Here is a 20,263-nt window from a genome sequence, read left to right on the forward strand (position 1 = left end):
TTCCCGAAGCGAACGCAGTTCGTCTTCGAAGGCTTCGCCCCTTCTCAAAGGCGAAAAGAATTTTCGTCCTCAAGGGCGATAAGGAATTTCGTCAAAGCCGACCTCCTCCCCGGCAATGACGAATAAGGTCGATCTTCACCTCCTCCCGAGGATCGACCCCCAAAACGACACCCGCCGGACCTCCTCCCCCGGCGGGTGTTGTTGTTTCTGGCGCAGGCACCGGCCTCGTGCGTTGTCAGCTGGCAATTGCAATCGCGTCCCCAAGCGATTATTCCGGCGCTCATGAGCAAAAATCCCGTACACGTCATCGGCGGCGGCCTCGCCGGCTCCGAAGCCGCATGGCAAATTGCGCAAGCCGGCGTTCCGGTCGTGCTGCATGAAATGCGCCCGGTACGCGGCACCGACGCGCACAAGACCGACGGCCTGGCCGAGTTGGTCTGCTCCAACTCCTTCCGCTCCGACGATGCCGAAAACAATGCCGTCGGGCTGCTGCACGCCGAAATGCGGCTTGCCGGCTCGCTGGTCATGAGTGCCGGCGATGCGAACCAGGTGCCGGCCGGCGGCGCGCTGGCCGTCGACCGCGACGGCTTTTCCGACGCGGTCACCGCGAGGATCGAGGCGCATCCGCTGATCACCATCCAGCGTGAGGAAGTGCCGGGGCTGCCGCCAACGGATTGGGACCAGACGATCATCGCCACCGGCCCGCTGACGGCGCCTTCGCTGGCCCAGTCGATCGCCGAAGCTACCGGCGCCGATGCGCTCGCCTTCTTCGACGCCATCGCGCCGATCGTGCATTTCGACACGATCGACATGAACACAGCCTGGTTCCAGTCGCGCTATGACAAGGTCGGTCCAGGCGGCACCGGCAAGGACTACATCAACTGCCCGATGGACAAGGAGCAGTATCTCGCCTTCGTCCAGGCGCTGCTCGACGGCCAAAAGACCGAGTTCAAGGAGTGGGAAGGCACGCCCTATTTCGACGGCTGCCTGCCGATCGAGGTGATGGCCGACCGCGGTGTCGAGACCCTGCGCTACGGGCCGATGAAGCCGATGGGGCTGACCAACGTCCACAATCCGTCGGTCAAGGCCTATGCGGTGGTGCAGCTCCGGCAAGACAATGCGCTGGGCACGCTCTACAACATGGTCGGCTTCCAGACCAAGCTGAAGCATGCCGAGCAGGTGCGCATCTTCCGCACCATCCCCGGGCTTGAAAACGCGGACTTTGCGCGTCTCGGCGGCCTGCACCGCAACACCTACATCAACTCGCCGACGCTGCTCGATCCTTCGCTGCAGCTGAAATCGCGCCCCGGCCTGCGCTTTGCCGGCCAGATCACCGGCTGCGAAGGCTATGTCGAAAGCGCCGCCATCGGCCTGCTCGCCGGCCGCTTCGCCGCCGCCGAGCGCCTCGGCCAGGCGCTATCGCTGCCGCCCTCGACCACCGCCTTCGGTGCGCTGCTCAACCACATCACCGGCGGCCACATCGTCTCCGACGACGAGCCCGGCAAGCGCTCCTTCCAGCCGATGAACGTCAATTTCGGCCTGTTTCCGCCGGTCGAGGCGCCGAAGACCGAAGGCAAGCGCCTGCGCGGCAAGGACAAGACCGTCGCCAAGCGCCACGCCATCACCTCGCGCGCTCTGGCCGATTGCAGGGCATGGTTGGGGCTGCCAGCGCGGGCCGAGGCGGCCGAGTAACTTATGGCTGCCGTCTCCAGGTTGCCTCAGCTCCTGCCGCCGGGTTTGCCGGCAAGTGAAGAACCCTTCGCGGGGGGCTACGAGATTGTCTGGAGCGTCTATATTCGCTGCAAGAGCCTCCAAAAATTGCGCGAGGTTCATATCCCAGCGCTCGAAGCGCTGATCGGCCAGCCACATGGCGGCAACGGCTGGCTGTACGACAACGAACGCTACATCAAGAACCGGGACCGGAGGCTGAAGAGGATTATTGCCTTAAAGCGCGTCCCAGGCCCCTACACCGATCAGATCCTCGTCGATTTCATGAAGACGCTTTATTCGCTCTCTTCGTATTGGACAATTCAAGCCCGGCTGGACCCGTCGCACCCCCGCGGTGTGTACGTGTGCGCCAGCTTCAGATCCGAACCTCCGCCCTCAGAGACACCGGCGGTCGTCGACGCGCACGTTGAATTGGAGGCCAATTTCACCGATGCGATGGGCGGTGAATCAGGGCGCTATCTCGGCTCCGGTCAGCGCATCAGCTAGTGATTTCCAACTACTCCGCCGGCTCCGCGCCTGTCCTCGGCAATCCCGGCCTGCCCGCTTCTCCCGGATTCCTCCGCACATAAGCCGACTTCAGCGTCTCGGACGTATCGCGCGAACCGTCATGGCTCCAGCCTGGCGGCTGGATGAGATAGTTGACACGCTGACCAGGCGTCAGCCCCGGCGCCAGCGCATCCTTAGACATGCCGATCCATTCGTGGAACGCAACCTTCAGCGGATTGAAGGTGCCGATGTTCTTTACGATGCCGTAGCGCGGCCGGTCCTCCTCCAATTCCTCGACGAAGGTGCCGAACATGCGGTCCCAGACGATCAGCGTGCCGGCATAATTGGCGTCGAGATAGCGCGGATTGGTGGCGTGGTGGACACGGTGGTGCGAAGGCGTGTTGAAGATGAATTCGAACCAGCCCCACATCTTGCCGATCGTCTCGGTGTGGATCCAGAACTGCCAGACCAGGTTGAAGCCGAAGACGAAGGCTATCACCGCAGGATGGAAGCCGAGCAGCACCAGCGGCGCCTGCAGGATGAAGGTGAAGGTGAACAGCCCTGTCCAGCTTTGCCTCAGCGCCGTCGAGAGATTGTAGTGCTGGCTGGAATGATGGTTGACGTGCTCGGCCCACACCCAGCGCACCCGGTGCGCGATGCGGTGATAGACATAGTAGCGCAGGTCGTCGAGCAGGAAGGCGGCGGCGAACACCCAGATCGACAGGCCGAGATTGAAGAAGCGGAATTGCCACAGCCACAGCAGCGCCCAGTAGGACACGACGCCGAGCAGCAAGCCTGCGACGACATTGCCGGTCCCCATCATCAGGCTGGTCAGCGTGTCGCGCGTTTCGAAGGATCCCCTGGCGCGGCCGGTGCGCACCAGCCAGAGTTCGATCAGGATCGCCGCGACGAAGAACGGGATCGCAAGCTGGGTGACCTGCGGGAAATTATACTCGTCCATCACGCCGCCTCCCGGATCCGATCATGGCTTTGCAATGCCGCCGCCACGGCCAGCGCGCCGGCTTCGTCGGCAAAAGCAAACCGCCCGCCTTTCCAGGTGAAATCATTGAGCCGCAGCGAGACCACATTGCCTTCCCTAGTCAGCGCCAGAATGTCGTGGGGCGTGACGATGCGCGTCAGAAAACAATCGCCTATGCTCCGGACGATGCCGCAGCGCTGCGGGCCAAGATCGAGAAACGCGGCATGGCTGTCGGCTGTCAGCCGTATTGAACCCGGTCTTTCGTCGGGAAAATCCTCGGCAAAGCGTGCGAGCGCATGATCGGCGCCGGCAAGCGTCGCGGTCGTCGTGCCGCCGGTGAAATGCACGGCCGCGACCGACAGCGCGATGCCGAACACGACAAGGACGACCAGGACTGGCAGGCTCATGGAAAGACGGCTCCTCCGGCGGCCCGCATTTCTTCGACGCGAGTCCACATGGACGGAATCCCTAGCACGGTTGACGTTTACGTCAAAGGGGCGTCCAGCCCCGCATCGCATGACGCAAGAGCAGCCAGTGCCGGCGCAAGGTTGAGAGCGTTGCCGTCACACTGAGCGGCGACCTGCCCGTCTTCTCCATCCTGTCGAGATAGGCATGGGTCAGCGCTAGCGGCAGGAAGGCGGGCCGCAGCGCAACGGGAAGCGCTGGCGCACCTTTCTCGAAGGCGTTGAGATGCTCGCGCGCCAGCGCAATCATCGCCGCAACCGCGCGCTCGGCGGCTGCCCCGCCTTCGCCTTTGACGAACTCTTCCGGCGTCGTGCCGGCCGCCGAAAGGATGTCGGCGGGCACAAAACACTGTCCGCGCCGACGATGGAGCGGCAGAAGCAACAACAGGCCGGTGATCGCCTGCGCGCAGCCGGCCCTGCCCGCCAGTTCGGCAAAGCCGGGCGCCGCGGCGGGATCGAGCACCATGGCCGCAAGCTGGATCAGCGCCGCGGCCGTCTCGCCGCAATAGCCCTCGAGATCGGTCCGCGACGGCATCGGGTCGTCGTAGAGATCGAAGATGCGCGCCTCGAGCATGTTCTCGAAAGCAGCCTTCGGCAACCGGCAGGCGGCGATCGTCGCGCGCAGCGCATCGGCGGTCGGGTGGCCTGTCTCGGCATCCCCTTCGGCCGAAATGACGTCTCGCCACCATTGCAGCCTGACCTCGCCCGGCAGCGGCTCATGGATGCGATCGCGCACGCCGGCGATCTCGGCATTGAAGGCGTAGAGCGCGAGCAGCGCGTCGCGCTTGTCGGCCGGCGCGTAAAGCGCCGACAGATACCGGTCATGGTCGACGGCGCGCACCGCACCCATGACGATGTCGCCATTCTTGATGATCTTGGACGTGCCGGGCATTCAATTGACGGCGATCAGCGCCGCGGCCACGGCGCGGTCTTCGGCGAGCAGCACATTGTAGGTCCGCACCGCCGCTCCCGTCGACATCGGGTCCGCCGAGATCCCGGCCTCCTTTAGCGCGGCTCGCAGCGCCGCCGGCAGCGGCCGCAGTTCCTTGCCCATCCCGACCAGCAGGATCTCGACTTTGCCGGTCTCGGCGAACAGCTTGTCGAAATCCGTGGCCTTCAGCGCCAGCGGATCGGCGGGCTCCCAGCCATGGATGCCCGACGGCAGGACGAGCAGCGATCCGCGATGCGACATATCGGCAAAGCGAAAGCCGCCATTGCCATAGGCCTCGATCGGCGCCTTGCCCGGGAAATGCGCCTCGCGGATGATGATGCCTTTGGCCATGGCTCTAGAGCGTGATGCCGAAACGGCGTCAGGTCGCCACCGCCTTGCCGTTCACCGGCTCCTCAGCCGAGGCCTGCGGCCTCAGCTTGAAGAGGATCAGCAGCGGCGCGGCGATGAAGATCGACGAATAGGTGCCGAACACCACGCCGAACAGCATCGCCAGCGTGAAGGAACGGATCACCTCGCCGCCGAACAGCACCAGTGCCAACAGCGCGAGCGACGTGGTGACGGAGGTCAGCGTGGTTCTGGACAGCGTCTCGTTGATGGCATTGTTCAAGAGCTGCGGCAGCGGCATTTTCTTGTATTTTCGCAGATCCTCACGAACGCGGTCATAGACCACGATGGTGTCGTTCAGCGAATAGCCGATGATGGTCAGGATGGCCGCCAGCGACGACTGGTTGAACTCCAGCCCTGTCAAGACGAAGAAGCCGATCGTCATCACCACATCGTGCACCGTGGCCACGATGGCGCCGACGGCGAACTGCCATTCGAAGCGGAACCAGACATAGAGCAGGATGCCCGCCAGCGCGATCAGCATGGCGATCGTGCCCTGCTTGGCCAACTCGCCTGAGACCGTCGGCCCGACCACCTCGACCCGGCGGAAGTCATACTGGTCCTGCAGTTCGCCCCGCACCTTGTCGATCACGGTCTGCTCGGCATTCTCGCCGGCGTCCTGCGTGCCGACACGGATCAGCACGTCGTTCGGCGCGCCGAACTGCTGCACCTGGATCTCGCCGATATTGAGCTCCGACAGCCTGTTGCGGATGTCGCCGAGATCGGCATCGCCCTTCTTGGACTGCACCTCGATTATCGAGCCGCCTTTGAAGTCGATGCCGTAGTTGATGCCAAGTGTCAGGAATCCGACGACAGACAGGATCGACAACGTGCTGGAGAGAGCGAAGGTCCAGCGGCGGATGCCCATGAACGGGATCTTCGTGCCCGGCGGAATGAAGGTGACCGGCGCGCGCGGCAGTTCCTTCGGCCGGGCGCGGCGCAGCCAGATCGACACCAGCATGCGGGTGAAGGTGAAGGCCGTGAAGACCGTGGTCAGAATGCCGATCGCGTAGGTGATCGCAAAGCCCTTGACCGGCCCTGTGCCCAGCCAGAACAGCACCACGGTGGCGATCAGCGAGGTGACGTTGGAATCGATGATAGTCGCCAGCGCCTTGGAGAAGCCGGTGTCGATCGCCTGGATCACCGAACGGCCGTTGCGCCGCTCTTCGCGGATGCGCTCATAGATCAGGACGTTGGAGTCCACCGCCATGCCGATGGTGAGCACGATACCGGCGATGCCGGGCAAGGTCAGCGTGGCGCCGAGCAGCGACAGCGCGCCGACGATCATCGCCACGTGCACGGCCAGAGCGATGTTGGCCAGGAAACCGAGGAACCCATAGGCGACGAACATGAAGGCGACGACGAGAATTGAGCCGATCACGCCAGCCACCTTGCCGGCGTGGATGGAGTCCTGACCAAGGCCCGGGCCGACCGTACGCTCTTCGATGATCGTCAATTTGGCCGGCAGGGCGCCGGCGCGCAGCAAGACGGCGAGGTCGTTGGCGCTCTCGGTCGTGAAATTGCCGGAGATCTGGCCACTGCCGCCAAGGATCGGCTCGCGGATCACCGGTGCCGAAATCACCTGGTTGTCGAGCACGATGGCGAACGGCTTGCCGACATTCTGTTGGGTCGCCTGACCGAACCTGGTCGCCCCGCGGGAATTGAAGGTGAACGAAACCACCGGCTCATTGGTCTGTGAATTATACGTCGGCGTCGCATTCGACAGGTCTTCGCCCGAGACGATAACGCGGTTCTCGACGAGGTAAGGAACCGGAGGGTCGTCCTGCGAATAAAGGACCGAGTCGCCAGCCGGCGGGCGATTCTTCATCGCGTCCTGGACCGGCACCGACGTGTCGACCATCTGGAACGTCAGCTTGGCGGTCTGGCCGATAATGTCCTTGAGCCTTTGCGGGTTCTGGAGCCCGGGCACCTGGACCAGGATGCGGTCGTCGCCCTGCCGCTGCACAATCGGCTCGGTCGTGCCAAGCGCGTTGACGCGTCGCTCCACCACCTCGATCGCCTGCGAGAGAGCGGTCGTGGTGCGGTATTTGATGCCCGCATCCGTGACGGTGAACTTCAACAGCCCAGGCTCGGAATCGTCCAGCGCCATCGACTGCACGGAACCGCCGGCAAACAGGCCGGCGGTCACCGGATTGGTTATCGGCTTCAGCGCTGTCTTGGCGGCTTCGACCTGGCTCGCATCGTTGATGCGCACCTGCACGGTTCGGCCTGTTCCGCCAAGGCCGGTATATTGGATCTTGGCGTCGCGCAGCAGTGTCCTGATCTCGTCACGCGTCGTCTGCAGCTGATCCTTGATCAGGTCGTTCTGATCCATCTGCAGCAGGATGTGCGAGCCGCCCTGAAGATCGAGGCCCAGCGTCATCTGCCGCTTCGGCACCCAGCTCGGCAATTGCGCCAGCATGCTCGCCGGGAAGAGATTGGGCGCGGCGAGGATCACTGTGACGGCCACCGCCAGCCAGATCAGGATCATCTTCAGGCGCGAGAAATAGAGCATTCGTTTTATCCGTTCAGGCGTACAAGCGGCAGCGTTCCGCCATCGAGGTTAGGATTACTTCTTGGCGTTCTGGTTCGCCACCGGCTCGCCCTTGACGCGCACGTCCGAAATCGTCGAGCGCAGCGCCGTCACCTTGGTTCCGCCGCCAAGGTCGATCTCCAGCTCGTTGTCGTCGATCACCTTGGTCACCTTGCCGACGAAGCCGCCGCCGGTCACCACCGTGTCGCCGCGGCGCACCGCCGACAGCATTTCCTGGCGCTTCTTCAACTGCGCACGCTGCGGCCGGATGATCAGAAAATACATGATCACGAAAATCAGGACAAACGGCAAAATCGAGATCAACATGTCTGGCGAGGCGCCGACGCCCTGGGCGTATGCCGGTGTAACGAACATTAAGAAACTCCTGGATGGTGAAATACCGCCGGGGCGGCCCCGCGAAATTTGGCCGGAATATAGTCGGTAAACTTGCCAATGCAACTGCGCTGCGAGCCCGATCCGTTGCTTTTCCAGCCGTTTGCGGCGTGCTAGAGCGTCGCAGCAGAAGCGGCTTCGAGGCCACCGAAAAGATCATGCTCCAACAAAAGCTTGGAGCTGGTTCTTGCAGCGATGTCATGGAAGCTGCTCCCACACGCTGAAATGCCTAAACAAAAAGACCTGATATGACCGACAGCCTGGACGCATTGAACAAGAAACTCGATCGCCTGATCGAGGCAGTCGCTCGCCTCGCTCCGCCGCCGGTTCCTCAGACCGATCTCGGTGTTGCCGACTGCTTCGTGTGGCAGGCAGACCCTGGCTTCCTGGAACCGGTGCGCAAGGTCAACCGCGTCGACATCGGCCTGATCCGCGGCGTCGACCGCGTGCGCGACATCCTGCTCGACAACACCGAGCGTTTCGCGTCCGGTTATGCGGCCAACAACGTGCTTTTGTGGGGCGCGCGCGGCATGGGCAAATCGTCCCTGGTCAAGGCCGTGCATGCCACGGTGAACGCATCCGACAAGCTCGAGCGGCCGCTGAAGTTGATCGAAATCCACCGCGAGGACATCGACGCGCTGCCCAAGCTGATGGGTCTCCTGAAGGCCGCCCCCTGGCGCTTCATCCTGTTTTGCGACGACCTTTCCTTCGATCACGACGACACGTCGTACAAGTCGCTGAAGGCGGCGCTCGAAGGCGGCGTCGAGGGCCGGCCCGGCAACGTCATCTTCTACGCCACGTCCAACCGGCGGCATCTGCTGCCGCGCGACATGATCGACAATGAGCGCTCCACCGCCATCAACCCTTCGGAAGCGGTCGAGGAAAAGGTCTCGCTTTCCGACCGTTTCGGCCTGTGGCTCGGTTTCCACAAATGCTCGCAGGACGAATATCTCGACATGATCGACGGCTATGTCCGCTACCACGATCTGGCGATCGACCCCGAGCAGCTGCGCGCCGAGGCGCTGGAATGGGCAACCACGCGCGGCAGCCGTTCCGGCCGTGTCGCCTGGCAATTCACGCAGGACCTCGCCGGGAGGCTCGGCAAGCCGCTCAAGGATTGAAACGTTAACGTCAACTGGGCGACTGCGCTCGTCGCAAGTCGCGCGGCGTCTGGCCGATTTCGCGGCGCATTCAATGCGCCAGATGTGACTGATGCGCGAAGCCCGTCAATGCTGCAACCTCGCTCGTGCTCAGATCGCCTTGCTTGAGCAGAACGCGCGCCCTTTCCACGCGGCGTCGCAGCACGTAGCGATGCAGGGTGACGCCCGTCGCCACCTTGAACCATGTCCGTAAGTGCGAGCTGCTCGCGCCGGCAACCCGGCTCAGCCGGTCAATCGAAAGCGGCTCGTGGAGAGCGGTCTCTATGTGTTCCAGAACCCGCTTGAGCTGCGCATCCGACAACCGGTTCACTCGAACCGTGTCCGGCCCATCGAGACCGAGCAGCCTCACCGCAAGGGCGGCGCCGATGCTGTCGGCAAACAAAGGGCCGCCCGGCGCGCCGGCATTGAGGTCGCTCTGCAGCGCTCGGGCAAGATGTTCGATGCGCTGGTCACGAAGCAAATGGCGCGTGTCGAGCCGCGACGCTCGCGCCCTGCCGCCAAGTTCCGCGGCGACCCTTTCCATCAACGCCGGCTGCAAGACGATCTCGATCGTGTCGAACGGGGTTTCGGCGTCGAAGCCCCCCTCCTCGCCAGCCGGCACTAGGTCGATATCGCCGGCGCGCCTGACGAAATATCGCCCAACCTGGTTGCAGTAGGAGCGCGTTGCCGCGCTTGCATGCACCATGATGCGATGGTGTGGCGCCCGGGACAGGCGATGGACGCCTGCTTCAACACGGCGGGAGACCATTGCTATGTCGGACGAGGATCGGGCCGGCTCGAATTGCGAAGGCATGCTCTCTCGATTCATGGCAAAACCTGTCCAAGATTTGGCAATTCCCGCGCGATTTTCAACGCCGTGAACTCGTACTCACGCCTCTCCATCAAGCTTGGAAGAGAGGTTGCCATGAGTTTTTATGTTGTTGTCGGCGCGGGCCCGGTTGGGCGCGAGACGGCTCGTCGTCTTGGCGAAGAAGGACACGATGTCGTTCTCACAAGCCGAAGCGTCGGTTCGAACGCGTCGCCGAATGTGCGGACGATACGGGCTGACGCCACGGACGCCGCGGAGCTGTCACGCGTTTGCCGAGGCGCCGATGCCATTTTCATGTGCGCCATGGCCACATATCATCGGTGGCCCACCGACTTTTTCCCCATAATCGACGGCACCGTGCGCGCGGCGGAAGCCGTCGGCGCGAAGCTCGTCGTGCTTGGCAACCTCTATGGTTATGGGGGACATGCCGACCGCCCGCTTCGCTCTGACATGTCTTTAGACCCGACTTCGAAGAAGGGAACCGCCAGGACCATCATGTGGCAGCGGGCGGTCCGCGCCAGTGTGCCGGCGATCGAAGTGCGGTCCAGCGACTATCTCGGACATGGCGCGATCAGCTACTTCTCGCTGGTCGCGCTGCCTTCCATTATCGAAGGCAAGCCCACCGCCTTCATTGGGGACCTCGACGCAACTCATGCCTGGGCCTTCACCAAGGACGTCGCGAGCACGCTTGTCGCGGCCTCCCGCTACACGGGTGAATGGGGACGGGCGTTTCATGTTCCTTCGCAATACGCCTCGCCCCGCGAGCTTATCCGGAAAACCGCGGCTATGCTCGGACACGAGACCCCAGAGACACGCTCCTATTCCGTCCCCGAGATGGAAGCCCTTGGCATGCATGAGCTCGTCGAGATGCGGTACCTCTTCGAGAGCCCCTTGCTCGTTGATAGCTCCGACGCGGAGACACTTCTTGGCGTGAAGGCCAGCAGCCTTGAAGAGATGATCGCCGATACGCTCCGTGATTATCTCTGAACCTTGCGGGCAGGCATGTTGCACGAATCTGAAAAAGCCCGCTCCTTGCGGAGCGGGCTGAAGACGGCGGGCCGGACTGGAGGTCAGGCGGCCCGCAAACGGTTCTTGTTCTATTCGAGGTAGCCGCTCGGATCGACCGGGGCCGAGTTCTTGCGCACTTCGAAGTGCAGCTTGGGCGAGTCGGTGGTGCCGCTCATGCCGGAGAGCGCGATTTCCTGACCGCGCTTGACCTTCTGGCCGCGCTGCACCTCGATCGAGCTTGCATGGCCATAAACGGTGACCAGGCCGTTCTCGTGCCGCACCAGCACGGTGTTGCCGAATTCCTTGAGGCCGTCGCCGGCATAGATGACGACGCCGTTCTCGGCTGCCTTGATCGGCGTTCCTTCCGGCACCGCTATGTCGACGCCGTCCTTGCCGGAACCGAAGCCGGAGATCACGCGGCCGCGCACCGGCCAGCGCATCTTGCCTATCCCGGTCGCGTCGGGCGCCACCGCATCGTCGTCCTCGGCCTGCTGGATGACCTTGGCGTCCTTCTTCGGCGGCGTATAGGAGGCGAGCGTCTCGGTGGTCTTGGCCGCCGGCGGCGTCGTTGCCGTCGTCACCGGATCGACCGCCGGCTTGGTGGCCGCGGGCTTTGCCGCGGCAACGGCGACCGTGCCGCCGGCCGGAACCTTGAGCGTCTGGCCGATCTTGAGCAGGCCGTCCTGCATGCCGTTGGCCTTCTTCAGCGCCACGACGCCGACGCCGGTCTTCCTGGCGATCGACGACAGCGAGTCGCCCTGCTGTACCGTGTAGGAGTCGCCGGCGCCGGCCGGCTTGGCCTCGGCCATCTGCGCCGCTGGCTTGGGGTCCTTCGAGCCGCTGGCCGCGACCGACGTATCGACCTCAGCGGCCGACTTGCCGTCTTTGATTTTCGGCTGCTGCGGCAGCACCGCGACCTTCTCCGGCGCGCCGGCAGGCTGCTTCGGCGTATTCACCGGCTTGCCCTCGGCGACCTTCGGCTCCTTGCTGGAATAGGCATAGGCGGGAATGACGATCTTCTGGCCGCTGCGGATGCCCTTCTTCGGATCGATCCCGTTGACCTTGGCGATGGCATCGGCAGGCACGTGATAGTGCTGCGCCAGGCCCGAAAGCGTCTCGCCGTCCCTGACCACGATTTCGGTCGCATGCGGGGCAGCACTGGCGTTGCGCACGGCGTCGGGCTCGGCCGTCTTGAACGGCTTGGCCGGCGCGACGGTGTTGGTAGTCGTCCTGTCGACATGCGGTGCGGGGGCAAGCGCGGGAGCCGGAGCAAGGGCGGGGGCTGACGCTGTGCGCATCGGCCTGGCTGGCGCGGCGGCAGGCTGCGAGGGCGGCGGCAGCTGCTGCGCCGTGACCGGCTCGAGGCTCGAGCGGCTCACCGACTGGGTGTGGGTGCCGTCGACCGGCGCCGGCGCGACCGTGTCGCCCGGATAGGGCTGGTCGACATTCTGCTTGTTGATGATGGCGCGCTGATTGTTGGTGGATGATGTGAAGACATCATCGACACCGTTGAAGCGCATCGACTGGGAACTGCACCCGGCCGCCGCGCCGGCAATCATCAGGACAGCGCAACCGCGCGCCAGATTACGTCTGTTTGCCTTCAAGTGATTGAATTGCATCGCACTAACCCGCACAGACCCGGTACAAACTGGTCACGATTAAAGCGCGTTAATGTTACTGGGCGGTTAACCCATTAGAATCCGACAAAAATTTTCTTAAAACATTGGCGGAAATTTTGGCGAGGGCTGTGAAGCCCTTAAATCACCATCGCGACGCTGCGCAGGATCGGCTGCAGCCTGACCATGCCGATGTCCTCGCGCTCGAAGCGGCTGCCGACCTTGGTGAGCTTGGCCAGCACCTGCTCGCCCTCCTCCGGGCCGATCGGCGCGATGACCACGCCGCCGCTCGACAGCTGGTCGAGCAGGAAGCGCGGCAGGCTGTCGAAGGCCGCCCAGGCGACGATGCGGTCGAACGGTCCTTCATTGGGCAGGCCGTTGGACCCGTCGGCCTGACGGGCGATGACGTTGCTGATCGCCAGCGCCTCGAAGCGTTGCTTTGCCTGCTCGGCCAGCGTCTTGTAGCGGTCGACGGTGATGACGCGCGCCGCAAGCCTCGACATGACAGCGGCCGTGTAGCCCGAACCGGTGCCGATCTCGAGCACGCGGTTGCCCGGCTCGATATGGAGCGCGGCGATCACCGCCGCCTGCAGATCGGCGCCCTCGATCGCCTCGCCGCATTCGATCGGCAGCATGCCGTCCGACCAGGCGACCGCATGGAACTGCGCCGGCAGGAAACCACGCCGCGGCGTCGCCTCGAAGGCGGCGACCAGCGCCTTGGGCGCCGCGCCCCTGCCCCGCAGCCTGAGCAGGAAAGCGGCAAAACCTTCGCGGTCGTCGATGCCCGTATTCATGCCAAAACCCTATTTTATGACAGCGCCTTGGTCAGTTGGTCGCGGAGCTCATGCGCGGTGAGGTCGAGCTGCAACGGCGTCACCGACACCAGCCGGTTGCGCAGCGCATGGAGATCCGTGCCCTTCTTGCCTTCGACCGGCTCGCGGCCGAAGCGCAGCCAGTAGTAAGGCAGGCCGCGCCCGTCGCGCCGCTCGTCGACCCAAAGGCTGTGCACCAGCTTGCCCTGCGCGGTGACGACGGTGCCCTCCACCTCGTTCGGCGCGCAGTTCGGGAAATTGACGTTGAGCAGCACGCCGTCCGGCAACGACGTCTCCACCAGCCGCTTGAGCAGTGCCGGCGCCAGCGCCTCGGTCGTCTCGTAAGGCACGACGCGATCCTCGCCGACATAGGAATAGGCCTGGCTCACCGCGATCGAGCGGACGCCGAGCAGCGCGCCTTCCATGGCGCCCGCAACGGTGCCCGAATAGGTGACGTCGTCGGCGATATTGGCGCCGGAATTGACGCCGGACAGGATCAGATCCGGCGGTCCAGGCAGGATTTTTTTCGTGCCCATGATGACGCAGTCGGTCGGCGTGCCGCGCACGGCATAGTGCTTCTCGCCGATCTTGCGCAGCCTGAGCGGTTCCGAGATCGACAGCGAATGCGCGTAACCGGACTGGTCCTGCTCCGGCGCAACCACCCAGACGTCGTCCGACAGCGTGCGGGCGATACGCTCGAGCGACGCCAGCCCCTCGGCATGGATGCCGTCGTCATTGGTCAGCAGGATGCGCATCAAGTCACTTCGCTTCGATCTTGGCGAGACCACCCATGTAAGGCCGCAGCACTTCAGGAATGGTTACGCTGCCATCCTCATTCTGGTAGTTTTCGATGACGGCGATAAGAGCCCGGCCGACTGCGGTGCCCGAGCCGTTCAACGTATGGACGAAGCGATTGCCCTTGCCGTCCTTGTCTTTGTAGCGGGCATCCATGCGCCTGGCCTGGAAATCGCCGCAGACCGAGCAGGACGAGATTTCGCGATAGGCGTTCTGCCCCGGCAGCCAGACCTCGATGTCGTAGGTCTTGCGCGCGCCGAAACCCATGTCGCCGGTGCAAAGCGTGACGGTGCGGAACGGCAGGCCGAGCCGCTTCAGCACCTCTTCGGCGCATTCAGTCATGCGCTCATGCTCGGCGAGCGAGCTTTCCTGGTCGGTGATCGAGACCAGCTCCACCTTGTAGAACTGGTGCTGGCGCAGCATGCCGCGCGTGTCGCGGCCGGCCGAGCCCGCTTCCGAGCGGAAGCACGGCGTCAGCGCCGTATAGCGCAGCGGCAGCTTCTCATGCGCGGTGATCTCTTCGCGCACGAGATTGGTGAGCGGCACTTCCGCCGTTGGAATGAGACCAAGCCGACTGTCGCCATGCGGCGTGAAGAACAGGTCGAGCTCGAATTTCGGCAGCTGATTGGTGCCGAACAATACCTCGTCGCGCACCATCAGCGGCGGGATGATCTCTTCATAACCGTGCTCTGTCGTGTGCAGGTCGATCATGAACTGGCCGAGCGCCCGCTCCATGCGCGCCAATTGGCTCTTCAGCACCGTGAACCGCGAGCCGGACAATTTCGCCGCCCGCTCAAAATCCATCATGCCCAGCGCTTCGCCTATCTCGAAATGCTCCTTCACCCAATTCGGACGCGTCGGCACCTCGCCGACGATGCGCTTGACGACATTATCGTGCTCGTCCTTGCCGACCGGCACGTCATCAAGCGGCACGTTGGGCAGAACCGCCAGCGCGTCGTCCAGCGCCTTGTCGAGTTCGCGCTCGCGCGCCTCGCCATTCTGGATGAACGCCTTGATCTCGCTGACCTCGCCCTTGAGCTTCTCGGCGAGCGCTGAATCGCCTGAACGCATGGCGTTGCCGATCTCCTTCGAGGCGGCGTTGCGGCGTTCCTGCTTGACCTGCAATTCGCTGAGATGCGAACGCCGCGCTTCGTCCTTGGCGACCAGGTCGTCGACCGTGGACTGCGCTTCATCCGCCGGCCACGAGCGCTTCACCAGCGCTTCGACAAGGGCCTTGGGGTTGTCGCGAATCCATTTGATATCAAGCATGGTCGATCCTCAAAGCAATGCATGTCGCCCAGAAGTATGTCGCGGTTCTGGGACAACGACATGCATCAAAACTAAGACTTAAAGCGATGCGCTTTAAGGATCGAGGGCGTAAACCGCATCCGTCATCGATGCAAGACGGCGGTCAGGACGACAGCCGCGATTTTCCCGGCTTGACGCCTTTCGCCTAGGCCGACGGCGCGTCCGGCGTGTTGCTGGCGGCAGAGCTCCCCGCCTCCGCCTGCTCGCGCGCCAGGCGGTCGCGCGCCTGGCTGCGCTCGATCATGCGCGAGGACCAGATGGCGACCTCATAGAGAATGATGGTCGGGATGGCGAGGCCGCACTGGCTCATCGGATCGGGCGGCGTCAGCACGGCGGCGACGACGAAGGAAAGGACGATCGCCCATTTGCGCTTCTCGGCCAGCGCCTGCGACGACAATATGCCGACGCGCGTCAAAAGGCTGGTCACCACCGGCAGCTGGAACACCAGGCCGAAGGAAAAGATCAGCGTCATGATCAGGCTGAGATATTCCGACACCTTCGGCAGCAGCGAGATCTGCACCTGGTCGTTGGTGCCGGTCTGCTGCATGGCCAGGAAGAACCACATGACCATCGGGGTGAAGAAGAAATAGACAAGCGAGGCGCCCATCAGGAACAGGATCGGCGAGGCGATCAGGAACGGCAGGAAGGCGCTGCGCTCGTTCTTGTAGAGGCCGGGCGCGATGAACTTGTAGATCTGCGTTGCGATCAGCGGGAAGGCGATCACCATGCCGCCGAACATGGCGAGCTTCACCTGGGTGAAGAAGAACTCCTGCGGCGCGGTATAGATCAGCTCGACCTTATGCGGGTCGAGCCCTGCCCACTGCGTCGCCCATTTGAAGGGGACGACCAGAAGGTTGAACAGGCGCTTGGCGAAGAAGAAGCAGACGAGAAAGGCGACGAAGAAGCCGCCCAGCGACCAGATCAGGCGGCGGCGCAACTCGATAAGATGCTCGATCAGCGGCGCTGACGATTTCTCGATTTCTTCCCGCTCCTTGTCCGAAACGCTCACTTGGTGCCGCCCGTCATCTTCTTGCCGTCGGTTGCCCTCTTCGCGGCCGGCTTCTTCGCCGCGGCAGGCTTTGCCCCAGCCTTCGGCGCTGCCTTCGTTGCAGGCGCTGCGGCTTTGGCCGGCGCTTTCGCTGCCGGCGCCTTTGATGCCGCTGCCGTTTTCGCCGCGGCGCCGGCGGTCCTTGCCTTGGCGGTCACCGCCTTTTTCGCCGGCTTGGCCGGCACGGCGGCGTCAGAAACCGGTGCGGTGACGGAGGCGTCGGTCATGGCCGGGAAGGCTGGAGCGGCAGACGCAGCCTCGGGTCCACCGACGCCAGGCAGGTCCGTCGCACCGTTCTTGAGCGGCTCGGCGGCCTGCGGCGTCTCCGCTGCCGGCGCCGCCGGATCGGCGGCCGGCTTGGGTTTCATCATCGTATCGACGCCGGCGCGCACATCGGCCGCGGCCTGCTCGAACGGATTGAGCTGCTTGCGCACCTCGTTCATCGGATTGAGGCCGCGAAGACTATCGATCGAGCTCTTCACATCGTCGAGCTCGGCTTCCTTCAGCGCTTCGTTGAACTGCTTCTGGAAGTCGCCGGCCATGGCGCGAAGTTTCGCCGCGGTGCGGCCGAAGGTGCGCAGCATGTTGGGCAAATCCTTAGGCCCGACGACCACGATCATGACGACCGCGATCACCAGCAGCTCGCTCCAACCGACTTCGAACATGACAATCTATTCCGACGGGTGCCTGCCGCCCAAAAATGCGAAGCGGTTTTGGGACAACGGCATGCTCAAAGCAACAACCAAGATCAGCTCTTGCTGACCTTTTCCTTGGCCGGCGAAACAGTCTCGTCAGCGCGATGCTCGACGGTACGCTTGTCGTCGGAGTCGTCGTCGGCCATGCCCTTCTTGAAGCTCTTGATGCCCTTGGCCATGTCGCCCATCAGTTCCGGGATCTTGCCGCGGCCGAACACCAGAAGCACGATGACCAGCACGATCATCCAGTGCCAAATCGAAAATGAACCCATAACAATCTCTCTCGAATGGTTTCCCTCGGCGATGATCTATGCGTTTTCGCTCAAGGATTCAAACACAACCGCTACGAAGTTGATAAAATGGCTAGCGGATGTCACGCACTTTCGGCGTGAGCGGCTTGCTACGAATCCGCGCAGCCCCTGCTAATAGACCATTCGCGGCGATTTGATGATCACTCGTCGGTGACGCGCGGCGTCAGCAGCCCGAGCTCCTCGAGGTCGATATCCGTCAGCGCATCCTCGTCTTCGGCGAGCGCGTCCGGGTCGGCCGGCGGCACCGGCATCGAGAAATTCGCCGGCATGCGCGTCGAGAGCAGGCCAGCGCCCTTCAGCTCTTCCATGCCGGGCAGATCGCGGATCTCCTCCAGCGCGAAATGATCGAGGAAAGCGTCGGTGGTGCCGTAGGTCACCGGCCGTCCGGGCGTGCGGCGGCGCCCGCGCATCCTGACCCACTCCGTTTCCAGCAGCGTGTCGAGCGTGCCCTTCGACGTTTCAACGCCCCTGATGTCCTCGATCTCGGCGCGCGTCACCGGTTGGTGATAGGCGATGATCGCCAGCACTTCGAGCGCCGCGCGCGAGAGCTTCCTTTGCTGCACGGAGTCCCGGCTCATCAGGAAAGCCAGGTCGCCGGCGGTGCGGAAGGCCCAGGCATCGCCCACCCGTACCAGGTTGACGCCGCGCTTGGCATAGATTTCCTGCAGATCCGCCATTGCGGCGGCAATGTTGACGCCTTCCGGCAGGCGCGCGGCAAGCTGCTTTTCGCTGACCGGCTCGGCACTGGCGAATATGATCGCCTCGGCCATGCGCACGGCTTCCGACAATTGCAGCCGCTCGGCCGGGTTTTCGATGGAACCCTGCTCGGCCACCTCGTCTTCCGGTTCGTCCTCGACCTTGAACGGGATGACCGACGCGTTGGCGCGTTCGCTCATGATACCACCTCGACTGCCCTTACCCCTTGCGCGCGGCCGCGCAGATAGATCGGCGCGAACACCTGATCCTGCCGCACTTCCAATTTGCCCTCGCGCACCATCTCGAGCGTCGCCGCGAAGGAACTGGCCATCGCCGTGCGCTTCTCTTCCGGCGCCGCCAGATATTCGATCAGGAAGCTGTCGAGCGTCGTCCAGTCGCCGACCGAGCCGATCAGCCGCGCCAGCACCTCGCGCGCATCCTTGAGCGACCACACGGCGCGCCGGGCGATCGTCACATTGTTGATCGCCTGCCGCTGGCGCTGCTGTGCATAGGCGGTGAGCAGATCGTAGAGCGAAGCCGAAAAGCTGTTGCGCTTCTCGACAATGACCATTTCCGGCATGCCGCGCGCAAAGACGTCGCGGCCAAGGCGGTTGCGGTTCACCAGCCGCGCCGAGGCGTCGCGCATGGCTTCAAGGCGCTTCAGCCGGAATTGCAGCACCGCCGCCAGTTCCTCGCCGCTTTCGCCCTCCTCGCCCGGCTGTTTCGGGATCAAGAGCTTCGACTTCAGGAAAGCCAGCCACGCCGCCATCACCAGATAGTCGGCGGCAAGCTCGAGCCTCAGCGCCCGCACTTTTTCGACGAAGGCCAGATATTGCTCCGCGAGCGCCAGGATAGAAATGCGCGCCAGATCGACCTTTTGGTTGCGGGCAAGATGCAAAAGAAGATCGAGCGGGCCTTCGAAACCCGCCACGTCGACGACCAGCGACGGGTCGCCAGTCAGGCGTGAATCGTCGTTCTCGGCCCACAGGCGGTCCATCGGTGCGGCCTTCGCGGCCTTGCCTTCCAATGTCTCCGCCACTTGCCTTTCGTCCCTTCGGTTCAGGCCACCGCTTCGAAATAGGTGGCGAATTCTGCGCGTATGGCCGTTTCGTCGGCGACGTCGCGATCCTTTATATAGGTCAGCGCCCGCTCGGCGCGCTGCAAAGACTTGCCTGACAGCGCCGTCGTGCGCGACGCGATCCCCGACATCTCCTCGAAAACGCCGTTGCAGTGAAGGACGAGATCGCAGCCGGCCGCAAGGATCGAGGCCGCCTTTGTCGGGAAATCCCCAGAAAGTGCCTTCATCGACGTGTCGTCGCTCATCAGCAGCCCGTCGAAGCCGATCTCGCCGCGGATCACCTGATCGACGACCTTGGCGGACGTCGTCGCCGGATTGTCGGGGTCGACTGCGCTGTAGACGACATGCGCCGTCATCGCCATCGGCAGCTCGTTCAACGCCTTGAACGGGGCAAAATCATGCCGTCTGAGTTCATCGAGCGGCGTATCGACGGTCGGCAGCGCGAAATGCGTGTCGGCAAAGGCGCGGCCATGGCCGGGAATATGCTTCATCACCGGCAGCACGCCGCCCGACATCAGCCCCTTGGCCGAGGCCCGGCCAAGCTCGATCGCGGCGTTGGGCTCCTTGCCATAGGCACGCGCGCCGATGACGTCGCTGGCGCCTTCGACGGGCACATCGAGCACCGGCAGGCAGTCGGCGGTGATGCCGAAGCGCGAGAGATCGAAGGCATGCAGCCGTGCCATCAGCCAGGCGGCGCGGCGGCCGGCCTCGCGGTCGTCGCGCCATAACGCGCCAAGCGCGCCGCCGGCCGGGTAGTTCGGCGCCAGCGGCGGACGCAGGCGCTGCACCCTGCCGCCTTCCTGATCGATGAAGACCGGAGCCTCCGGGCGACCGACGCAGTCGCGCATCGAGGCGACGAGGTCGCGGATCTGCCCGGCTTCGCCGATGTTGCGCGCAAACAGGATGAAGCCCCAGGGACGTTCGTCCCGATAGAAATGGATTTCGTCCTCTGTGAGGGATTTCCCGGCGCAGCCGAGGATCATGGATTTTGATTCGCTCATGCCCGGAA

The 20,263-nt window shown here is 63.7% G+C and carries 21 protein-coding genes; 4 read left to right on the plus strand and 17 right to left on the minus strand.

The genetic code is table 11. The features are described from left to right. Positions 1-282 precede the first annotated feature (282 nt). Together trmFO and LB526_RS14800 are read left to right on the plus strand one after the other, a co-directional pair. On the plus strand, positions 283-1,692 hold the full coding sequence (gene trmFO / locus LB526_RS14795; protein WP_224628185.1) for a methylenetetrahydrofolate--tRNA-(uracil(54)-C(5))-methyltransferase (FADH(2)-oxidizing) TrmFO: 1,410 nt from the start codon (positions 283-285) through the stop codon (positions 1,690-1,692). Between the two features lie 3 nt (positions 1,693-1,695). Beyond that, complete coding sequence (locus LB526_RS14800; RefSeq protein ID WP_224525271.1) at positions 1,696-2,214, plus strand: hypothetical protein; 519 nt, start codon at positions 1,696-1,698, stop codon at positions 2,212-2,214. Positions 2,215-2,224: 10 nt separating this feature from the next. Here LB526_RS14800 and LB526_RS14805 read toward each other — a convergent pair whose 3' ends face one another. From LB526_RS14805 to yajC, 6 genes are all read right to left on the minus strand, one after another. After that, positions 2,225-3,175, minus strand: coding sequence for a sterol desaturase family protein (locus LB526_RS14805; protein WP_224525268.1), 951 nt, complete (start codon positions 3,173-3,175; stop codon positions 2,225-2,227). Next, complete coding sequence (locus tag LB526_RS14810) at positions 3,175-3,600, minus strand: hypothetical protein (RefSeq protein WP_095765027.1); 426 nt, start codon at positions 3,598-3,600, stop codon at positions 3,175-3,177. Before LB526_RS14810 ends, LB526_RS14805 begins: the two co-directional genes overlap by 1 nt. A gap of 82 nt (positions 3,601-3,682) precedes the next feature. Further along, positions 3,683-4,549, minus strand: a complete 867-nt coding sequence (locus LB526_RS14815; protein WP_411908983.1) for a phytoene/squalene synthase family protein — start codon at positions 4,547-4,549, stop codon at positions 3,683-3,685. Continuing rightward, complete coding sequence (locus LB526_RS14820) at positions 4,550-4,939, minus strand: Mth938-like domain-containing protein (protein WP_224525265.1); 390 nt, start codon at positions 4,937-4,939, stop codon at positions 4,550-4,552. Positions 4,940-4,967: 28 nt separating this feature from the next. Further along, positions 4,968-7,508 (minus strand): protein translocase subunit SecDF, encoded by a 2,541-nt coding sequence (secDF, locus tag LB526_RS14825; RefSeq protein WP_224543651.1) that lies wholly within the window; start codon positions 7,506-7,508, stop codon positions 4,968-4,970. A gap of 54 nt (positions 7,509-7,562) precedes the next feature. Continuing rightward, positions 7,563-7,901, minus strand: a complete 339-nt coding sequence (gene yajC, locus LB526_RS14830) for a preprotein translocase subunit YajC (RefSeq protein WP_095765024.1) — start codon at positions 7,899-7,901, stop codon at positions 7,563-7,565. A 266-nt stretch (positions 7,902-8,167) separates the two neighbouring features. On the opposite strand from yajC, the gene LB526_RS14835 reads away from it, so the two are divergent. Beyond that, positions 8,168-9,040 carry an ATP-binding protein gene (locus LB526_RS14835; protein WP_224543650.1) on the plus strand — a complete coding sequence of 291 codons (873 nt, stop codon included), beginning with the start codon at positions 8,168-8,170 and terminating at the stop codon, positions 9,038-9,040. 70 nt (positions 9,041-9,110) lie between these two features. On the opposite strand, the gene LB526_RS14840 is transcribed toward LB526_RS14835, so the two are convergent. Beyond that, complete coding sequence (locus tag LB526_RS14840; RefSeq protein ID WP_411967590.1) at positions 9,111-9,872, minus strand: helix-turn-helix domain-containing protein; 762 nt, start codon at positions 9,870-9,872, stop codon at positions 9,111-9,113. Between the two features lie 111 nt (positions 9,873-9,983). Here LB526_RS14840 and LB526_RS14845 point away from each other — a divergent pair, with 111 nt between their 5' ends. Further along, positions 9,984-10,874 carry an NAD-dependent epimerase/dehydratase family protein gene (locus LB526_RS14845; RefSeq protein ID WP_224543646.1) on the plus strand — a complete coding sequence of 297 codons (891 nt, stop codon included), beginning with the start codon at positions 9,984-9,986 and terminating at the stop codon, positions 10,872-10,874. Positions 10,875-10,984: 110 nt separating this feature from the next. Here the strand turns inward: LB526_RS14845 and LB526_RS14850 are convergent, their stop codons facing one another. From LB526_RS14850 to nagZ, 10 genes are all read right to left on the minus strand, one after another. Next, positions 10,985-12,514 (minus strand): peptidoglycan DD-metalloendopeptidase family protein, encoded by a 1,530-nt coding sequence (locus LB526_RS14850; protein ID WP_224525254.1) that lies wholly within the window; start codon positions 12,512-12,514, stop codon positions 10,985-10,987. A 137-nt stretch (positions 12,515-12,651) separates the two neighbouring features. Next, the gene (locus LB526_RS14855; RefSeq protein ID WP_224525251.1) at positions 12,652-13,305 is read right to left on the minus strand and encodes a protein-L-isoaspartate(D-aspartate) O-methyltransferase; all 654 of its coding nucleotides are present in this window, start codon (positions 13,303-13,305) and stop codon (positions 12,652-12,654) included. A 14-nt stretch (positions 13,306-13,319) separates the two neighbouring features. Next, entirely contained in the window at positions 13,320-14,078 is a 759-nt protein-coding gene (surE, locus tag LB526_RS14860; protein WP_224525249.1) for a 5'/3'-nucleotidase SurE, read from the minus strand. Positions 14,079-14,082: 4 nt separating this feature from the next. Further along, positions 14,083-15,387, minus strand: a complete 1,305-nt coding sequence (serS, locus tag LB526_RS14865; RefSeq protein WP_224525246.1) for a serine--tRNA ligase — start codon at positions 15,385-15,387, stop codon at positions 14,083-14,085. 184 nt (positions 15,388-15,571) lie between these two features. Next, a complete protein-coding gene (gene tatC / locus LB526_RS14870) occupies positions 15,572-16,435 on the minus strand; it encodes a twin-arginine translocase subunit TatC (RefSeq protein WP_224525243.1) in 864 nt (287 codons plus the stop codon). Beyond that, positions 16,432-17,139, minus strand: a complete 708-nt coding sequence (gene tatB / locus LB526_RS14875; protein WP_224628187.1) for a Sec-independent protein translocase protein TatB — start codon at positions 17,137-17,139, stop codon at positions 16,432-16,434. Before tatB ends, tatC begins: the two co-directional genes overlap by 4 nt. Before the next feature lie 83 nt (positions 17,140-17,222). Next, positions 17,223-17,441: a twin-arginine translocase TatA/TatE family subunit gene (locus LB526_RS14880; protein WP_224628188.1), complete on the minus strand. Its 219-nt coding sequence runs from the start codon at positions 17,439-17,441 to the stop codon at positions 17,223-17,225. A gap of 179 nt (positions 17,442-17,620) precedes the next feature. Continuing rightward, positions 17,621-18,376, minus strand: coding sequence for an SMC-Scp complex subunit ScpB (gene scpB / locus LB526_RS14885; RefSeq protein WP_224628189.1), 756 nt, complete (start codon positions 18,374-18,376; stop codon positions 17,621-17,623). Next, positions 18,373-19,173, minus strand: a complete 801-nt coding sequence (locus LB526_RS14890; RefSeq protein WP_095765568.1) for a segregation and condensation protein A — start codon at positions 19,171-19,173, stop codon at positions 18,373-18,375. Before LB526_RS14890 ends, scpB begins: the two co-directional genes overlap by 4 nt. Positions 19,174-19,235: 62 nt before the next feature. Continuing rightward, positions 19,236-20,255 carry a beta-N-acetylhexosaminidase gene (nagZ, locus tag LB526_RS14895; RefSeq protein WP_140840472.1) on the minus strand — a complete coding sequence of 340 codons (1,020 nt, stop codon included), beginning with the start codon at positions 20,253-20,255 and terminating at the stop codon, positions 19,236-19,238. Between the last annotated feature and the right edge of the window lie 8 nt (positions 20,256-20,263).

Source organism: Mesorhizobium sp. CA6 (assembly GCF_020165035.1).
Taxonomy (GTDB): Bacteria; Pseudomonadota; Alphaproteobacteria; order Rhizobiales; family Rhizobiaceae; genus Mesorhizobium.